Raw genomic sequence first — 16,428 nt, forward strand, 5'->3', positions numbered from 1 at the left:
AGTTAATTATTATTCATTCTTAATTCTCCTGACGACCGACTCCTAACCCTAACAACAATTGATTTTTACAAGACTCCTCATGAATCCCCTCGTCAACTATTTTCGCAACCTGCAAGAAATCCACTCCTCCCAAGCAGCAGTAAAAGAAACCTCCTACTACGGCACTCTCGAAACTCTCCTCAACGAAATCGGTAAAACCCTAAAACCGCGAGTGCGCTGCATTATCAACCTCAGAAATCAGGGTGCGGGATTGCCGGACGGGGGACTTTTTAACGTCGATCAATTCCCCAAAAATCAAGAATTAGAGCCTTTTACGGCGGTTTTTCCCGAAAGAGGCGCGATCGAGATTAAGGGAACCAAAGAAGATGTCAAAAAAATCGCCGCCAGCGAGCAAGTACAAAAATACTGGCAAAAATACGGTCAAGTATTAGTCACCAATTATCGCAATTTTCTGCTCATTGGTCGCAATAGCCAAGGTCAACCGGTAGAATTAGAAGCCTATAGTTTAGCCCCGTCAGAAGCCGAGTTTTGGCTAAAAACCTCAAATCCATCCAAATTTGCCGCCGAACAGGGTGATAGCCTCTTAGAATACCTAAAGAGAGTGCTTTTACAGGCGGCTCCTATCACCTCACCGGCTGATGTTGCTTGGTTCCTCGCTTCCTATGCGCGCGACGCAAAAGCACGTTTAGAACATCATTCCGATCTTCCCGCTCTGGCCAATATTCGTCAAGCTTTAGAAAATGCCCTAGGTATCAAATTTGAACAGGAACGCGGAGATAAATTTTTTCGTTCTACCCTCGTGCAAACCCTCTTTTATGGTTTATTTTCTGCTTGGGTATTATGGCACAAGCAAAACCCCGATCGCCAGGATAATTTCGATTGGAAATTAGCAGCCTACTATCTCCATGTTCCCATGTTAGCGATTCTTTTTGAGCAGATCGCCGCACCGAGTAAGTTAAAATCTTTGGGATTAGTAGAAGTTTTGAACTGGACCGGTGCAGCTTTAAATCGAGTCCGACGAGAGGAATTTTTTCGTCAATTCGATGAAGGACAAGCGGTACAGTATTTCTATGAACCATTTCTGCAAGCTTTTGATCCCGATTTACGCAAGGAATTGGGAGTTTGGTACACTCCTCCGGAAATTGTTCGCTATATGGTAGCGCGAGTCGATCGAGTTTTACGAGAAGAATTAAATATCGAGGACGGTTTAGCTAATCCCGATGTTTATATTCTCGATCCTTGCTGTGGAACCGGCGCTTATTTAGTCGAGGTTTTGCGCTACATTACCGATACTTTACAGGAAAATGGCGCGGGTGCTTTAGCCATGGCTTTGGTGAAAAAAGCAGCCATAGAAAGAATTTTCGGTTTCGAGATTTTAACCGCTCCTTTTGTCGTCGCTCATCTACAATTAGGTTTATTCCTGCAAAGTTTGGGTGTACCTTTAATAGAAGATAGTGAACGCGTCGGGGTTTATCTGACTAATGCTTTAACCGGTTGGCAACCCCCAGACGAGGAAAGCAAACAGAAAATTCAACAGCTACAATTAAATTTTCCGGAGTTAAATCAGGAACGAGAGGCAGCTGATGAAGTTAAGCGCGGTAAACCGATTTTAGTTATTCTTGGTAATCCTCCCTACAATGCTTTTGCTGGAACCAGTCCCACGGAAGAAGCAGGTTTAGTGGAAGTATATAAACAGGGTTTGATCTCCGATTGGGGGATTAAAAAGTTTAATTTGGATGATCTCTATGTGCGCTTTTTTCGTTTAGCAGAAAGATGTATCTCTGAAAATACCGGTAAAGGAGTTGTTTGTTATATTTCTAATTTTTCCTATCTCGCTGATCCTTCTTTTGTGGTGATGCGGCAAAGATTTTTACAAGAATTCGATCGTCTTTGGTTTGATTGTCTTAATGGTGATAGTCGGGAAACAGGAAAGTTAACCCCCGAAGGTAATCCCGATCCTAGTGTTTTTTCTACTCAATACAATAAGGAAGGAATTCGAGTCGGGACAACTATCGGATTAATGGTAAGAAAGGAAGTAAGGAATAAAAATATTGATGTCTATTTTCGCCATTTCTGGGGAGTTTCTAAACGAGAACAGTTATTAGATAGTTTAAATAATCAAGATTTTGATGATTTTTATCAAGTCTCTAACCCAGAAAAGTCTAATCGCTATTCTTTCCGTCCCTCCGATGTTTCTTCTCACTATTTAGCATGGCCAAAGTTAACAGATTTATCTTGTCAAGATTCATCATTAATTATTCCATTACAGGGTATGGATGAAGATCGTGCAAATGCACTTATAGATTGTGAGCAAGATGTTTTATCATTAAGAATGCAAAAGTATTTTGATAAAACAACTGACTGGGATGAATTTTTAACTTTAAAAACTGGGTTAAGTCGAGATAGTGCGTCTTTTGATGCTAAAACTGTACGAAAAAAAGCACATCAATTAGATTCGTTTAAAGAAAATAACCTAAAAAGATATAATTTCCGTCCCTATGATACAAGATGGTGTTATATTACTTTAGCCCCTAATGTTTGGAAAAGAGTAAGGCCAGATTTATATGTACAATACACATATAAAAATTTATTTTTATTAAGTCGTTCTAAAGGAGTTGCTCAACCAGAAGGAATTCCATTTCTATTTACTCAAAGTCTTTTTGCTAGGGATTGTATGAGAGGTCATGCAGTTGCATTTCCCATGTTAATTTATCCTTCTGCGAAACATGAAGCAAAAAAACAAGATAAATTATTTAATGTTGAAAGTTATACAACTGTTAAAATAACAGCTAATCTCTCGGAGAAATCTCGTCAATACTTAAAGCAAATTGGTATTAATAATCTCGAGGAAAATATTGAGAATGCTTCCTTAATTTGGCTGCACGCATTAGCTATTGGTTACTCCCCCTTGTATCTTCGGGAAAATGCCGACGGTATTCGTCAAGACTTTCCAAGAATTCCCCTTCCCAAGAGCCAAGAATTATTAATTAAATCTGCCGAACTAGGACAAGCGATCGCCTCTCTTTTAGACACAGAAAATTCCGTTATAGGAGTGACAAAAAAACCGACTCCTGCACTGCAAAAAATCGCCTTGATTTCCTGCACTGATGGGGTAAATTTAAACCCAGATCAGGGAGATTTAATTATTAACGTCGGTTGGGGACACGGGGGTAAAAATGGCGTGACAATGCCGGGAAAAGGAAAAGCGATCGCAAGACAATATACGACCGCAGAAATGAGCGTAATTAGCCCAGAAATGCGAAAATTATTAGGAACAAAAACCTATGATATTTATCTCAACGATCGAGCCTATTGGCAAAATATACCATCCCGGGTATGGGAATATACCATCGGGGGTTATCAAGTCATTAAAAAATGGCTAAGTTATCGCGAGGAAAAATTATTAGGACGGGGATTAACTATCCCAGAAGTGCAGGAAGTAAGCGAGATGACTAGAAGAATTACTGCGATTATTCTCTTAGAATCAGAACTAGATGATAACTATCAAAATATCAAAACAGCCGTGTATTCTTTTTAATTAAATGATTGAAACCTGTCATTTCCTAGAATTGGTTAAAATCAAGCTATAGACCAACTCGGAATCGGCACGATAACAGTCTGACAACCCTGCTACAGCAAAACTGTGTTAAGATTTAAACAGATATTCAACGCAATTATATGAGTAGCTTTTTTCCTATGGTATTAGGTGAACTGGACTCAGAACAGTTATCAAAAGTTGAAGATCTTTGGCTTTTTTGGCTTGGGTTGCTCTAGAACCGGGAAATTCTCAAAATGCGATCGCTTAAGTTAGAATAGAGAGGTTCAGTTTCAGGGATGAAAAAGGTAAAATAGATTAAAAGCTTACAATTTTCTAACTCGCTGCTATGCCAGTCACTAGCCAAGCTCTTAAGCAAGACCTTGACCAACTAACTAATGATCAACTTCAGCAAGTTGCTGACTTCATTGCCTTTCTCAAGTTCCAAGATAAACGCCGCCGGATCATTCTCGATCCTAGTCAACTTGCTTCCCTTGCGACTGATTTCACCGAGGAAGACCGCATCTTTGCCGAGACTGGAATGGATGATTACGCGGTGATGCTTGCTCAGGAAGAGCATCCATGACTCAACAGCTTAAACGTGGGGAAGTTTGGTTAGCAAACCTCAATCCTGCTCAAGGTTCTGAGCAGGCAGGCATTCGTCCTATCATTATTTTCCAAAATGATATTGTTTCTCAATTTTCCACAACAACCATTACTATTCCCCTAACGACAAACCAACGCCGTGCTTCATTACCAATCTGTATGTTGATTAGACAGGGAGATGGCGGGTTATCGCAGGATTCAGTCGCACTTTGTTTTCAAATTAGAGTGCTAGACAAGACCCGTTTAATTCAGCGGTTAGGACAACTTAGGACTGAAACAATAGCTCAACTAGAAGATGTTGTGTTGGTAACATTAGGATACCAATTATGAAGATACTACGATCACCGATCTTGTCGGGTGCAAAACCCCGCAGGTAAGGCACCAATAATATCTTTGAGGCTCATCCCAATAGTTTTCTCTAGCTTCGGGAATTTCTCTGAAGAACCGGTAGGCGTTAGGCTGTATTTGTTATAACATCAATGCCCCGTATTGTTCTCGGTAAAACCCCACACCCCAGACCCCACACCCTACCCCCACGAAAAACTTTTTGGGCAAACCCTAATTATCGCCCCCTGAATAGCCATCTTTGCCCCGGGCGAGCAGCGAATGATTAATAATTTCTTTGTAAACGGCAAAACCGATAAAAATTTTCTATCAAAAAACTGGCAAAAATTGGCAGGACGAAAAATGCTGATCAGCTTGGAACATCTGAGATAGAGCATCGTCAATCTGGACATTCAAAATGTCACCAACTTGCCGTGATCCCGGTGCTAATAGTCCGAGGGAGACTTGCATGATTGCAAAATCTAAGTTAGTCTCTCTTAAAAGTCACCTTTAGGTATTTTGACTAAAAAGAAAGTGGCCTAACTTCTACTCTAGCCTCAAGGCTAATGCTGAAAGCTAGAATCATCGGCTTAATTGACTGGCTCTAGCTAACTCTTTACACCACAGGAGGTCTGTTTGAAAGAGACTTTTATCCACAACCCCATGACATCCGCTACCCCAGGGCAGAATTGCACTGCTGAGTCCAACCGAGTCCGTTACTCAGCTGCCCTGCTGGGATTAGCGCTCTCTCTGGGAGTACCTAGCATTCTCAACTCCACCTCAGAATCAGCCCAGGCCGCCAGTTCTCTACCCTTGGCATGGGAAGTGATCGACCTGTCCCCAAAAGCCAAGGATGCGGGCAAAAAACTAAAAGAACCGCAAATAATCCAATCCCCAGCACTTGCCACCGTCAAATTCATCGCCACATCAGTAGTTGAGCATCAGGTAAAACCGGGAGAATCCCTGTGGAGTTTAGCCGACACCTATCAAACCACCCCCACAGCGATCGCTAGTAGCAATAATCTCTCTCCCCAATCCGATCTGATTATCGGACAAACCTTAAAAATTCCCACTCCTGAGCAGTTGCCCCCAGCAGCAACTCCTGAGCAGTTGGATAGTTCTTCTGCTAGTCTGCGTCAAACCCGTCAACGTCTTCAAGAAAGTTTGGCCGCCTTGCGAACCGAGGAAAACCCCCATCAGTCCAATTCTGGGGAAACGGTAATCGTCACTGAAACTACCGCTCTCGTTCCCGATAATTCGCCAACCGGTGTCGAGATTCCCGTTATTGCTCCCGAAGAATCCCCCCGACCAACCAGCCAGGTGATCCCGATTCCCGTTCCTACCCCTGAAAGCGATCGCCCGATAGCCACAATTCCCGTTAATCCTCCCTTAACCAGCAGACCGGAAATTCCCAGCGTTGCCCTACGAAATCCGGCTCCTGTGACTGAAATTCCCGCCCTTCCCAATCCTCGCGTCATAGTTCCCCCAGAAAACCAAGTTTATCGGGTTCGGCCAGGGGATACCTTAAACACGATCGCTCGCGCTCTCGGCATCACCCCCGCCGAATTAGCCAGGGAAAACGGCATTGACAACCCCAACCGGATTAAAGTCAATCAAACCCTAGTGGTTCCCGATCGCTCTGCCAACGCTAGAGTTAATCAAAATCTTACCCCCTTAGTCGGCGATCGCCCGAGATTGTCCTTTAACCCCAGCAATCAGCAAAATTTGCCCGCCGCCACCGCCAGCACCGGGAGGGGGCAATTCCCCGAAAATATCACCGGCAGCTATCGGGAAAGATTGCGCCAAGAGGTGGCTAATCTGCGGGAAACTAACCTTTCGGAAACCCAGAAAAGTATCGCTATTCCCGTCGATAATCCCACAGAAACCCTCGATGATCAGCAAATAACCCCTAATCCCCAATGGACTGCCCTTCGTTCTCGTTCTAACCAAAGCACCCCCCCCACAGATTATCGGTTCGGCCCCTACCAATGTGGAAGAATATAATGACCGCCTACGAATTCCCGTCGGCGAAACCGTAGAACCTTCCCTTCCTCCCCTCGCTAATCCCGATGAGCATTTACCCAATCCCACCCCTATTTTTACCGGCTTTATCTGGCCCACTAGGGGTGTGTTAACCTCCGGTTTCGGCTGGCGCTGGGGCAGACCTCATCGCGGCATCGATATCGCCGGTCCAGTGGGTACACCGGTTGTGGCGGCGGCTGCTGGTGAAGTAGTCGCCTCCGGTTGGAATTCGGGCGGTTATGGCAATCTGGTGAAACTGCGTCACCCCGATGGTAGCACCACTCTCTATGCCCATAACAGCCGTCTTTTAGTGCGTCGCGGCCAAACTGTTCAGCAAGGCGAGCCAATCGCCCAGATGGGTAGCACCGGCTTTAGCACTGGCCCCCACCTACATTTCGAGATTCACCCCTCCGGCCGGGGAGCAGTTAATCCCATGGCTTTCCTGCCAGGTAGACGCTAAAGATGGCCAGAAAGGGAAGAAAAAATCTTCCCTTTTTTGCTCTTGTGCAATTGGGTGATTGTGTGTTATGATTGATGACTGTGTAAACAACGGCTTAGTAGCTCAGTTGGTCAGAGCAGGGGACTCATAAGCCCAAGGTCGGCAGTTCAAATCTGCCCTGAGCCATCGGAATAAAGCTCTTCTAGGGAACTTCTTGGAAAGTATCCCGACAATTTTTTGGGTCTTGTTGGGTCTTATTAGTCCCAAAAAATGAGATACTACCGTTTGTTGTTTGGAAACGGGGAAAATATTATCTTAAGGTCGATAACAACGGAACTTCGCAAGAGTGTCCTAATTGTGGTGCGTTCACTGGTAAAAAGTCGTTATCGGAAAGAGTTCACCGGTGCGATTCTTGCGGTCACATCGAACCAAGAGATACGGCATCAGCGAAGGTAATCGAGAACCGAGGAAAAAACGCGGTCGGGCTGACCGTGTTAGAAAACGCTTGCGGAGGCGGTCGGTTGGGGGTCGTTCTTACTACCATACCCCCTTTCTTTCGATACTTCGGTGGTCTAGGCTTGTTAGGTAATAATAAATCCGAGGACAGGCACTCATGCAAGAGGCACTCATGCAAAAGGGGGAATAGATAAGTACCTAAGCAAAATTAAGGGACTGGCGTGGGAATAATATCCCAGCTTTGAAAATCGCTCTGTAGAAGAATCAGACCAGCCAGATGGCACAGGATTCAAAGCGCAAGTCCCTTATTGGAAGGTGGCTCTCGAAGGCTCTCGCCCTACTTAGGGTGATCAGCAAACCCCCTCCGCGCGGAGGGCGCAGGTTCCAGGCGCCCCGACAGTAACGGATTTTGTCCACAATGTAGGGGCGAACTGCGTTCGCCCAAAAGGTACATTATCAAAGCGCAAGTCCCCTAGTGCGAACAGGAAACGCTATAACACGAACGCTTTTTGCTGTGATTAGTAAACAGTAATCAGTGATCAGTGATCAGTAAACAGTAATCATTAATCAGTGAAAAGACAGCAGGAAACTTCTATGTAATGCTGCTCACTTAAAACTCAAATCTGATAACTGATAGCTGTCTCGGAGTCTCGGAGTCTCGGAGTCTCGGAGTCTCGACTAAGAAATTAATTTTGCACGACTACTTAATCAGTTTTTAATAACCAGATTTAGTCTCAAATATGAGATGCACCCTCGGTAAATGGCGAGAAAGAGTGATTACCTAAGCAAAAAAAGGAAGAAATTAGCGCTAATTTCTTCCTTTTATATAAAGGCTGCTAAGTTTGGTCAAAAGTTGTCAAAATATTTGACATAATTGCCACTTTATGGTAAGAAATAGGGTCATTTTTGTCCCGTAAATTTTAAATTTCATCCCATCCAGTTAAGCCAGAAGACATAACATAACTGGTAACGGTTGCTTCAAAAAAGTTAGCTTTGGTGTGGCCTTCTTTTTTGGTATCGGAGAAGCGTTCCAGATGGGTATAGGGACTTTTGCTATACTTTTCTTCCCTGTATAAAGGCTCAAGTCCGATCGCTTTCAGCCGAATATTAGCGAGGTATTTGGTGTACTGTTCGGTACTGTATTCGGTAATACCTAAAATGTCGTTGCCAACAATGTGATTTGTCCAGCGACATTCGTGTTTAACGGCAGTATCGAACATCTCATAAATCTGTTCAACGGAATAGGAGAAAGTGGCCATAGCTTCCGGAATAAGTTTCTGATACAAACGGACGTGACTTAATTCGTCCCGGTTGATCATTTTGAAAACGTCAGCACTACCCGACATTAGCTGTCGAGAAGCGAGATTATAGAAAAAGATAAAGCCGTTGTAAAAGTACAAACTCTCCAGCAAATAATCGGCGACAAGGGCGATAAAATAGCTTTCAGTAGTTTGTTTGTCGATATATTGCTGGTAGAGACTAGCAATAAATTCACAGCGATCCCTGAGAACTTTATCAGTGCGCCAAAAGTCATAAACTTCGCCTCTGCGAGCGGAGGGAATAATCGTTTCAATTAAGTATTGATAACTTTGATTGTGCATGGCCTCTTGAGAAATTTGTTCCGCCATACAAAGACTAATTTCTGGGGCAGTGACGCTACCTTTTAGGTGGGGAATATTACAGGTTTGTACGGAATCAAGAAAAGTTAGATAGGACAAAATACCATCATAAGCAGATCTTTCTTCGTCGGTAAGATGCCCGTATTCAGTCACGTCTTGAGTGATATCTAATCGTTGCGGAATCCAGAAATTTTCACGCATTTGTTGATATAAACCCACCGCCCAAGTGTAGCGGACATCGTTTAATTGCATCAGGTTGGTGGTGTTACCAAACCAGATCGAACGGTTTTCGATCGCATCATCTCCCGCCGGATTGAATATCGGGGAAATGGGCATTGAATGGGGAGAATTAACTAAATGTAAGGACATAATTGCCGTTGATTGAAAGACAGGAATTGATTGACTCGGATATTACTGCTTGATTTAGCCAATCACCTAAATTATCCTCAAAATAAAGATTAACTCTCTTTTTTCCATGAACAGGTCTATCTCGCCGATACTTCCTGACGGCCTGCAAGGGACAATACCGCATCAGCTAAGTTAGGATTGATAGATTGGTTGGTTGTGGTATTCATGGCTATTAGGAATCAGCAGCTACGTTCACTATAGCAAAAGTCTGATAGACTGTCACTATCTGTAATAATCATTCGGGGGCGTTGCTGAATTAAGGTATGATTAGGCGAAATGGCGAGCATTCGGAGGAAAATAATTTCTATGATTTGAATAAGGAACTGGAACATCTTCAAATTTTAGGTAGTGAATTAGTAATCGAATTGAATGTCTTAGCATTTGTTCAGACTTAGAATAACAAAGAGTTTTTCGATGTAGCCTAGCCAAATAATGTCTTAGCCTAGTATTTTCTCCCTCTACTCTAGTCATATAGGTTTGGCTAATAATCTGATCTCCGTCGGGGATAAAATTAGGATAAACTTTCCATCCATCTTTCACCTAAAAATGACATTTCCACCGACTAACAACTTCCCATAAGTCCGCAAAAGTTTTAGCACTATGTTGCCGAAGGCACTCGCCTTGCGAGACCGCCTAAAACCCATCCTAAAATCCCTGTTTTAAAGTGGTCTACCGCTGTCCATAACCAGATTTTGTTTTTTTTGAGCCGACAAATGTTTCTAATTCATCTAATTCTCCCACATCGGGAATTGTTTGTGGGTCATAATAATCCGGTAAGAGTTTGCCGACTTGTTTAATCCAATTCATCCCAGTTTAACTCCGGGGACAAGGAGGAATCATAACGATAGGTGACAGGGGGTTTTTTCTTCTTGAAGTGGAGTTCTGTGCCAATATCGGGGCGCTGGGGATGTTCCTCACCATGATTATAACCCCAAGAGAGCCGAAAAAAAGCGAACTTCTCTAGGGAGAAATTCGCCTTAATTTCCAGAAATTCTGAATTTATTAATTAGGCACGAGCTTCGAGACGACCGTAGAAAATGCCGCGAATTTTCACTTCTTCAGCATCTTTTGCCCCTAAATCCGTGTCGGAAGGCTGTTCACTTTCAAAAACACCAGCAAACTCGCCAGTAGAAGCGTCAACTTTAGTCACCTGTAAAGACATAGTACCTTTACCCAGTTCCGTCGCTTTGACGTTAGCACGCTGGAAATCTTGACTATCAGCACTAGCGGGTAAAGCGACAGCATTATCATAACCCGTCACCACACCCCGACCTTTGGGATCCAAGAAACCAGCACCACGATAGGAAGGAACTTTAAAGTCGCCTTCAAAATCGGTGGAACTGTTAATCGAGCTAAATCCGGCCTCGGTTTTGCCAGTGAAACCTTTAATCGTAAAGAAGAGGGGAACTCTTTCACCTCCGGGTAATTGTACGGTAATGGGTTGGAAATCAATACCGTCTTCTTCCTTGAGGGTTAAAACACCATCTTCGCCTACGGTTAAGGTCGCTGTCATCTGTTCTAAACTGGTGGTATCTCTGGTTAAGAGTTTACCCGGGATAAAGGTGGCCGCTTCCCGCTTATTAATGGGTTCACCCTTGACAAAATATTCTTGGGGTTCCAAGCATAAATCTGTCACCACATAACTTTCGCCGCGTTCTAAGGGGAGAGTACCCCGGGTAAACTCGGAAATCTGCGGACATTTGTTAGCTAATCCCGTGTTTAAAATTTCATCATAGGTTAGCTCGTTTCTATTCAGGACGGCACTAGGCGCGTCGCTACAAGCTGTCAACACCCCTAAGCACAAAGCTAAAAAGGCAACTAACAAGGCACGAAATCTCATCTATGTCAACCTCTCTTTGTCAATCTTTACAATTACTACCCTTGATCCATAGCCTGATGAATCATCGAATCGGTTGCGCCAATTCACCGAAACCCAGTTTATCAAAGATCAGTGACCATTGAGAAGATGGGAGACAGGGGACGGCAGACGGGAGACAGGAGGCAAAAGGCAAAAGGCAAAAGGCAAAAGGCAAAAGGCAAAAGGCAGCTTTGTTCTCCCCACACCCCACACCCCACACCCTACACCCTACACCCTACTTCCCCACACCCCACACCCCACACCCTCTTTCAAGTCAGGAGACTCCAAGTAACTCATAACTGATGACTGATATGATTGGTGTGACTGTTTTCAGATGCAGAAATTTCAATGAATAGCCCATTGCCGGGAGATAATAGCCAATTAGATAGCCAACTAAATTCCCTTGTCACGACGGTGACAGCGATCGCCAAAGAACGGCAGGGAGATTGTAAGGGTTTGTTAATGTTGCTGCGAACTTTAGAAAATTTACATCGGCAAATTCGCGAGCAGATGTTTGAGCCATCTTTACCCAATACCCGCAAGGAATTATACGGATTACTCCGGGATATCGAGGAAACCGGGGGATGGCCCTATATAGAACGGATGAAGTTACAAATGTTAATAGAAAAATTATTAGCCAGTGAAGTCGGCGCGCTCGAGCCGGCGGCAAAAACCGATGATCGAGAAACCTGAAAAGGTATTGGGTTTTTAGGGTGTTAGGGTGTTGGGGTTTTGGGGTTTTAGGGTTTTAGGGTTTTAGCTGAAATTCCCCATTTCCCCATTTCCCCATTTCCCCATTTCCCCATTTCCCCATTTCCCCATCTCCCCATTTCCCCATTTCCCCATCTCCCCATTGCCTATCGCCAAGGGGTACGGAGCGGGGTAAAGTATTGGGAAAATGGATATTTTAGGGGTAGTTCGTAAATCATGACCACCGTGAACCCGATTAAATTTGGAACCGATGGCTGGCGCGGGATTATCGCCGCCGATTTTACTTTCGATCGAGTCGCTCTGCTCGCTCCCTTGGCGGCTCAAGTTTTGGCGGATAATTATGGTCAGATCACCGGTTCGCGGACGATGATCGTCGGCTATGATCGGCGGTTTATGGCGGAGGATTTTGCTCAAACTGCGGCGGAATCACTTCAAAAAGCCGGTTTTGATGTGCTTCTCTCCCAATCCTACGCTCCCACTCCCGCTTTTAGTTGGGCAGCTCGCTCAGAAAATGCTCTCGGTGCGATCGTGTTAACCGCCAGTCATAACCCAGCCAAATATCTCGGTTTGAAGGTAAAAGGTTATTTTGGTGGTTCTGTCTCGCCGGAAATTACCGAACAAATTGAAGCTTTATTGTCTAATCCGCCGCAATTTAACGCAAATACAGGTAAATTAAGCACTTTTGAGCCATGGTCAAGTTATTGTCAGGGTTTACGCCAAAAAGTTAATATTGCCGCTATTGCCAACGCGATCGAATCGGGACAACTAAAAGTTTATGCCGATGTCATGCACGGTGCGGCGGCTACGGGTTTAGAGCGTCTTTTGGGGGTGGAGATCACGGAATTACGCCGCAATCGCGATCCTTTGTTCGGTGGCGGCTCTCCGGAACCTTTACCGAGAAATTTGAGGGAAATCATCGATAAACTGGCTCACAGCGCAAATTTAGCCCCTTTGCGAGTAGGTTTGGTCTTCGATGGGGATAGCGATCGAGTAGCGGCGATCGATGGTCGGGGGAATTTTTTAAGCACCCAAAATCTCATCCCGATTTTAATCGAGCATTTAGCTGGCAAAAAGGGAATGAGAGGGGAAATCGTTAAAACGGTGAGCGGTTCCGATTTAATCCCCAAATTAGCCAGTTTATACGGTTTATCGGTCTTTGAAACCCCGATCGGTTACAAGTATATCGCCGATCGAATGTTGACCACTCCTGTGTTAATTGGTGGGGAAGAGTCGGGAGGTGTCGGTTATGGTACTCACATTCCCGAACGGGATGCTTTATTATCAGCTTTATACGTTTTGGAAGCAGTGGTGGAATCGGGCCAAGATTTAAGCGATCTTTACGCGCAATTACAGGATAAAACTGGTTTTCATTCTCAGTATGATCGCATTGATTTACCCCTAGCTAATATGGAAGCTCGCGATCAGTTAATTACTGCTTTGGATAACGATCCCTTAAGGGAAATTGCCGGTAAACAAGTCACTGATTGTAATACTATGGACGGCTATAAATTCCGTTTAGAAGATGGCAGTTGGTTGTTAATTCGCTTTAGTGGCACAGAACCAGTTTTGCGTCTCTACTGTGAATCTTCAACCCTCGATCGAGTTGATGAAATTCTCGCATGGGCAAAATCTTGGGCTACCTATATCTAGAATTTTACCGGGGCGGTACGACGATCAATTAAAGTACCGCCATCAACACTTTTGCCAGTCCTTAGCCGATAATTTTAAGCCAGATGGACATCCTTAAACGCCCCTAGCTGTTCTAGTAATTGCTGATGAGCCGGGTTATGTAGTAGGTAGGGATGATTGTAACAGATGGTGACGAGGGCTTGCAGATCATCCACTAAATCCTCAGCTGCAATGGATTCCTGGGGTTGATTGAGGAGAATAACTTGGATTTTGAAGAGACTGCACAAACCGAAGATAAAATCATGACAAAAGCGACTCACACTTTCCGCATGGTTTAAAACTAGACATTTCACCTCGCGGCCACAAATCATCTCCACTAGACGCATAAAACCAGGGTGATTGTGGCTGACTCCGTTGCCGATATCGGTGAGAATTTTAAAGGGTTGACCCTGTTGATGACAAAAGTCTTCTAACACTTTTATCTGGGTGTCTAATTGGGGTTTTTGTTCAGGTCGATTAACACGAGCATAGCCAATAATAGATGCAGTTTCTTGTCCAGATTGTAAGAGGTCTTCCCGTCGAAATCGGCGATGACCGCCGTAGGTAGGAATTGGGGAAATTTTACCCTGTTTTTCCCAGCGCCGAAGGGTTTTGATGCTAACTCCGAGCAAATCCGAGGCTTCCCGAATAGTGATGAGTTTATCCATATATATAACTCAGTTTTAAATTAAAGAAACTTATCGAGAGAGAATTGTCCAACTTCAGACAGTCAGTTGTCCACTTTCATACTGTGATCACCTGACACCAGTGATTGTGTATGAGTTAGGCAAATTAATCATCCCCCTTTGGATAGAGATATTAAACGGGACTTTTTTCTTTCTAAAACCTGAGTTTGTCCGGGGGTTTTGGGGTATGTCAACTCGTTATACCAAATTTCTAAATCCATGACAGACATCCACGCTCGAATGCTTGCCAAGCCTGCATTCGTTGTGACGCGAATAAAGAAAAATGGTATCCTATTGGTGATTTTCTCTCACTTAAGGTGAGCAGCAGAAGTTGTTCAAAGAGGGCGAAGGCAATTCGCCCCTACAATAATATTATTTCGCCAATGGTAGGGGCGCACCGCGTGCGCCCAAAATGTAATATAGATATTTCGACAAAATTGAGATGCACCAGGCATAACCATCTCTGTCATTACTTTTGAAAAATGGTATTAGGGAGTTGATTGCTATCGAACTCCAGTTTTAACGATCAAAACTGTTAAGTTTTATACATTGTCCCTCTCTTGATTAAGTTTTGTAACAATTTGAGAGATTTTTTTTTAAAGTAGAGTCTGTTGATTTGTCCAACTTTCACCAAAAAGCTTGGGTATATTTGTCAACTTTTGGGTAGTTATGCCCAAGAAAAACTGCTATAAATTGGCAAAAAATAGATAAATATTGCCGAAAAATAAATAATTTGCTAAAACACAGGGTAAGCGCATCTTAACAATCCTCAACAAAATGAACTTTATGTGAGTTGCTTACCCAGAGGGGGATTCAGGAATATTTGAGGAGAATTTGCCATCTCAATTTTTAAGCAAAAATCAACCAAATGTTAAGAATTCCTAACTATTTTGATTGACTGGTATCACTTGAAATGCCCCCACAGCAAGCGTATGACAAAATTGGTCAATGGTCAATAGCGTTTGAGCTGCGCTCACCCTGTTCTAAAACACTTGCTTTTTTTGAAAAGTTGCGCTAGAGTTCTATCAAGTCAAACAAAAAGTTATCAGCGAGCTTAACGCTTGCTTGACTTTTTTTGATGGCTATAGTACACACAATTAACGCTGGATAATTCAGTTATGATGACAACCAACAAATTAACCAAAACTTTTGCTTCTGGCTCCCTAGCCATCGGGGTTCTCGCCGGCGCGGTGCTTACCGCTACCAGTGCGAGTGCCGCCAGCATGATGTTAACTTGGGGGGAATGGACGGGAACCCCAACTACTCCCGGTACTCCTCTTCAAGTCGGCGACAAAATAGTTACGTACGTCTCGGGCTCCACTGTAGCCGATCCGCTGGATGATGTTGAGCTGATGGAGATGGGCGATCATTATTATTTCATATACGATGCCACGACTATGGCTTCCCCTAATGCCAATATGAGTGATGGGTCTTTCACATATACAATCGAGGTCATTGGCTCCCCCGATTATATTGTCGGGGTTGACCTAGATTCAGACGTATCATCCAACTACGGGACTGTAACCGAGACATTTGCTGAGATACCTGGGCTCTTCTTAGTTTCAAATAACGGCTCACAGGTCCCTGGTAGCGGTTTCATCGGTATTGACCCCATCAAAAAGTTGACCGTCACAAATACCCTAACTGATCCTATGAGCCCCGATGAAGGTCTATTCCAATTCCAAAATTCTTTCCACCAAACAACCGTTCCCGAACCGGGTACTATCCTCGGACTTCTGGCAGTGGGTGGTTTAGGATTGGTTTCCCGCTTCAAGAAACAAAAATAACAGTTACCAATGTCTCGTACACATTGATAACTGTAACGTTGAACAAGAATAGCTAAAGGTTAGATGCCCTGTTTGGTTTTCTAGCTTTTAGCTTTTCCCATAAGTGTTGATTCTAACGCAAGCCAAGACTTAATTTTTGTTTTTGATCAACTTCTGTAGGGGCGTACCGCGTACGCCCTACCTTCCCAGGCAATCCGGGCAAGGCAATTCGCCCCGACGGTGGGGAAAATTCGTATTCTGTAGGGGCGTACCGCGTACGCCCTACCTTCCCAGGCAATCCGGGCAAGGCAATTCGCCCCGACGGTGGGG

At 44.0% G+C, this 16,428-nt stretch carries 11 protein-coding genes, 1 tRNA gene and 3 pseudogenes; 11 read left to right on the forward strand and 4 right to left on the reverse strand.

Annotated elements, in window-relative coordinates; translation table 11 throughout:
* The first annotated feature begins 79 nt into the window (after positions 1-79).
* The 7 genes and pseudogenes from GQR42_RS11195 to GQR42_RS28660 form a co-directional block, all read left to right on the forward strand.
* Positions 80-3,538 carry a type ISP restriction/modification enzyme gene (locus tag GQR42_RS11195; protein WP_158200046.1) on the forward strand — a complete coding sequence of 1,153 codons (3,459 nt, stop codon included), beginning with the start codon at positions 80-82 and terminating at the stop codon, positions 3,536-3,538.
* A 346-nt stretch (positions 3,539-3,884) separates the two neighbouring features.
* Positions 3,885-4,121 carry a hypothetical protein gene (locus tag GQR42_RS11200; RefSeq protein WP_158200047.1) on the forward strand — a complete coding sequence of 79 codons (237 nt, stop codon included), beginning with the start codon at positions 3,885-3,887 and terminating at the stop codon, positions 4,119-4,121.
* Entirely contained in the window at positions 4,118-4,471 is a 354-nt protein-coding gene (locus GQR42_RS11205) for a type II toxin-antitoxin system PemK/MazF family toxin (RefSeq protein ID WP_158200048.1), read from the forward strand. The genes GQR42_RS11200 and GQR42_RS11205 overlap by 4 nt, the downstream gene beginning before the upstream one ends.
* Before the next feature lie 149 nt (positions 4,472-4,620).
* Positions 4,621-4,755 carry a hypothetical protein gene (locus GQR42_RS29505; RefSeq protein WP_257792632.1) on the forward strand — a complete coding sequence of 45 codons (135 nt, stop codon included), beginning with the start codon at positions 4,621-4,623 and terminating at the stop codon, positions 4,753-4,755.
* Between the two features lie 373 nt (positions 4,756-5,128).
* Positions 5,129-6,947 (forward strand): annotated as a pseudogene (locus GQR42_RS11210) (peptidoglycan DD-metalloendopeptidase family protein).
* A gap of 91 nt (positions 6,948-7,038) precedes the next feature.
* Positions 7,039-7,112 (forward strand) — tRNA-Met (locus GQR42_RS11215).
* Positions 7,113-7,195: 83 nt separating this feature from the next.
* Positions 7,196-7,576 (forward strand): annotated as a pseudogene (locus tag GQR42_RS28660) (zinc ribbon domain-containing protein); the annotation flags it as partial.
* Positions 7,577-8,302: 726 nt separating this feature from the next.
* Here GQR42_RS28660 and GQR42_RS11225 read toward each other — a convergent pair.
* The 3 genes and pseudogenes from GQR42_RS11225 to GQR42_RS11235 all read right to left on the reverse strand — a co-directional run bounded on the left by GQR42_RS11225 (position 8,303) and on the right by GQR42_RS11235 (position 11,249).
* Positions 8,303-9,370, reverse strand: a complete 1,068-nt coding sequence (locus GQR42_RS11225) for a ribonucleotide-diphosphate reductase subunit beta (protein WP_199273306.1) — start codon at positions 9,368-9,370, stop codon at positions 8,303-8,305.
* A gap of 306 nt (positions 9,371-9,676) precedes the next feature.
* Positions 9,677-10,222, reverse strand: a pseudogene (locus GQR42_RS11230) (IS1 family transposase); the annotation flags it as partial.
* A gap of 193 nt (positions 10,223-10,415) precedes the next feature.
* Positions 10,416-11,249: a photosystem II manganese-stabilizing polypeptide gene (locus GQR42_RS11235; protein WP_158200049.1), complete on the reverse strand. Its 834-nt coding sequence runs from the start codon at positions 11,247-11,249 to the stop codon at positions 10,416-10,418.
* A 126-nt stretch (positions 11,250-11,375) separates the two neighbouring features.
* On the opposite strand from GQR42_RS11235, the gene GQR42_RS11240 reads away from it, so the two are divergent.
* From GQR42_RS11240 to GQR42_RS11250, 3 genes are all read left to right on the forward strand, one after another.
* Positions 11,376-11,570, forward strand: a complete 195-nt coding sequence (locus GQR42_RS11240; protein WP_158200050.1) for a CsbD family protein — start codon at positions 11,376-11,378, stop codon at positions 11,568-11,570.
* Between the two features lie 45 nt (positions 11,571-11,615).
* Entirely contained in the window at positions 11,616-11,960 is a 345-nt protein-coding gene (locus GQR42_RS11245) for a hypothetical protein (RefSeq protein WP_158200051.1), read from the forward strand.
* A 234-nt stretch (positions 11,961-12,194) separates the two neighbouring features.
* Complete coding sequence (locus GQR42_RS11250; protein WP_158200052.1) at positions 12,195-13,628, forward strand: phosphoglucomutase/phosphomannomutase family protein; 1,434 nt, start codon at positions 12,195-12,197, stop codon at positions 13,626-13,628.
* A 74-nt stretch (positions 13,629-13,702) separates the two neighbouring features.
* On the opposite strand, the gene GQR42_RS11255 is transcribed toward GQR42_RS11250, so the two are convergent.
* Complete coding sequence (locus tag GQR42_RS11255; protein ID WP_158200053.1) at positions 13,703-14,314, reverse strand: IS607 family transposase; 612 nt, start codon at positions 14,312-14,314, stop codon at positions 13,703-13,705.
* A 1,136-nt stretch (positions 14,315-15,450) separates the two neighbouring features.
* On the opposite strand from GQR42_RS11255, the gene GQR42_RS11260 reads away from it, so the two are divergent.
* A complete protein-coding gene (locus GQR42_RS11260) occupies positions 15,451-16,119 on the forward strand; it encodes a PEP-CTERM sorting domain-containing protein (protein WP_158200054.1) in 669 nt (222 codons plus the stop codon).
* Positions 16,120-16,428 lie beyond the last annotated feature (309 nt).

This window comes from Microcystis aeruginosa FD4, assembly GCF_009792235.1.
GTDB lineage: Bacteria > Cyanobacteriota > Cyanobacteriia > Cyanobacteriales > Microcystaceae > Microcystis > Microcystis viridis.

Excerpts from the sequence above, each read along its gene's own strand:
- GQR42_RS11195 (WP_158200046.1), top strand. The coding sequence starts at position 80 with ATGAATCCCCTCGTCAACTATTTTCGCAACCTGCAAGAAATCCACTCC.
- GQR42_RS11200 (WP_158200047.1), top strand. The coding sequence starts at position 3,885 with ATGCCAGTCACTAGCCAAGCTCTTAAGCAAGACCTTGACCAACTAACT.
- GQR42_RS11205 (WP_158200048.1), top strand. The coding sequence starts at position 4,118 with ATGACTCAACAGCTTAAACGTGGGGAAGTTTGGTTAGCAAACCTCAAT.
- GQR42_RS29505 (WP_257792632.1), top strand. The coding sequence starts at position 4,621 with ATGCCCCGTATTGTTCTCGGTAAAACCCCACACCCCAGACCCCACACC.
- GQR42_RS11225 (WP_199273306.1), bottom strand. The coding sequence starts at position 9,370 with ATGTCCTTACATTTAGTTAATTCTCCCCATTCAATGCCCATTTCCCCG.
- GQR42_RS11235 (WP_158200049.1), bottom strand. The coding sequence starts at position 11,249 with ATGAGATTTCGTGCCTTGTTAGTTGCCTTTTTAGCTTTGTGCTTAGGG.
- GQR42_RS11240 (WP_158200050.1), top strand. The coding sequence starts at position 11,376 with ATGGGAGACAGGGGACGGCAGACGGGAGACAGGAGGCAAAAGGCAAAA.
- GQR42_RS11245 (WP_158200051.1), top strand. The coding sequence starts at position 11,616 with ATGAATAGCCCATTGCCGGGAGATAATAGCCAATTAGATAGCCAACTA.
- GQR42_RS11250 (WP_158200052.1), top strand. The coding sequence starts at position 12,195 with ATGACCACCGTGAACCCGATTAAATTTGGAACCGATGGCTGGCGCGGG.
- GQR42_RS11255 (WP_158200053.1), bottom strand. The coding sequence starts at position 14,314 with ATGGATAAACTCATCACTATTCGGGAAGCCTCGGATTTGCTCGGAGTT.
- GQR42_RS11260 (WP_158200054.1), top strand. The coding sequence starts at position 15,451 with ATGATGACAACCAACAAATTAACCAAAACTTTTGCTTCTGGCTCCCTA.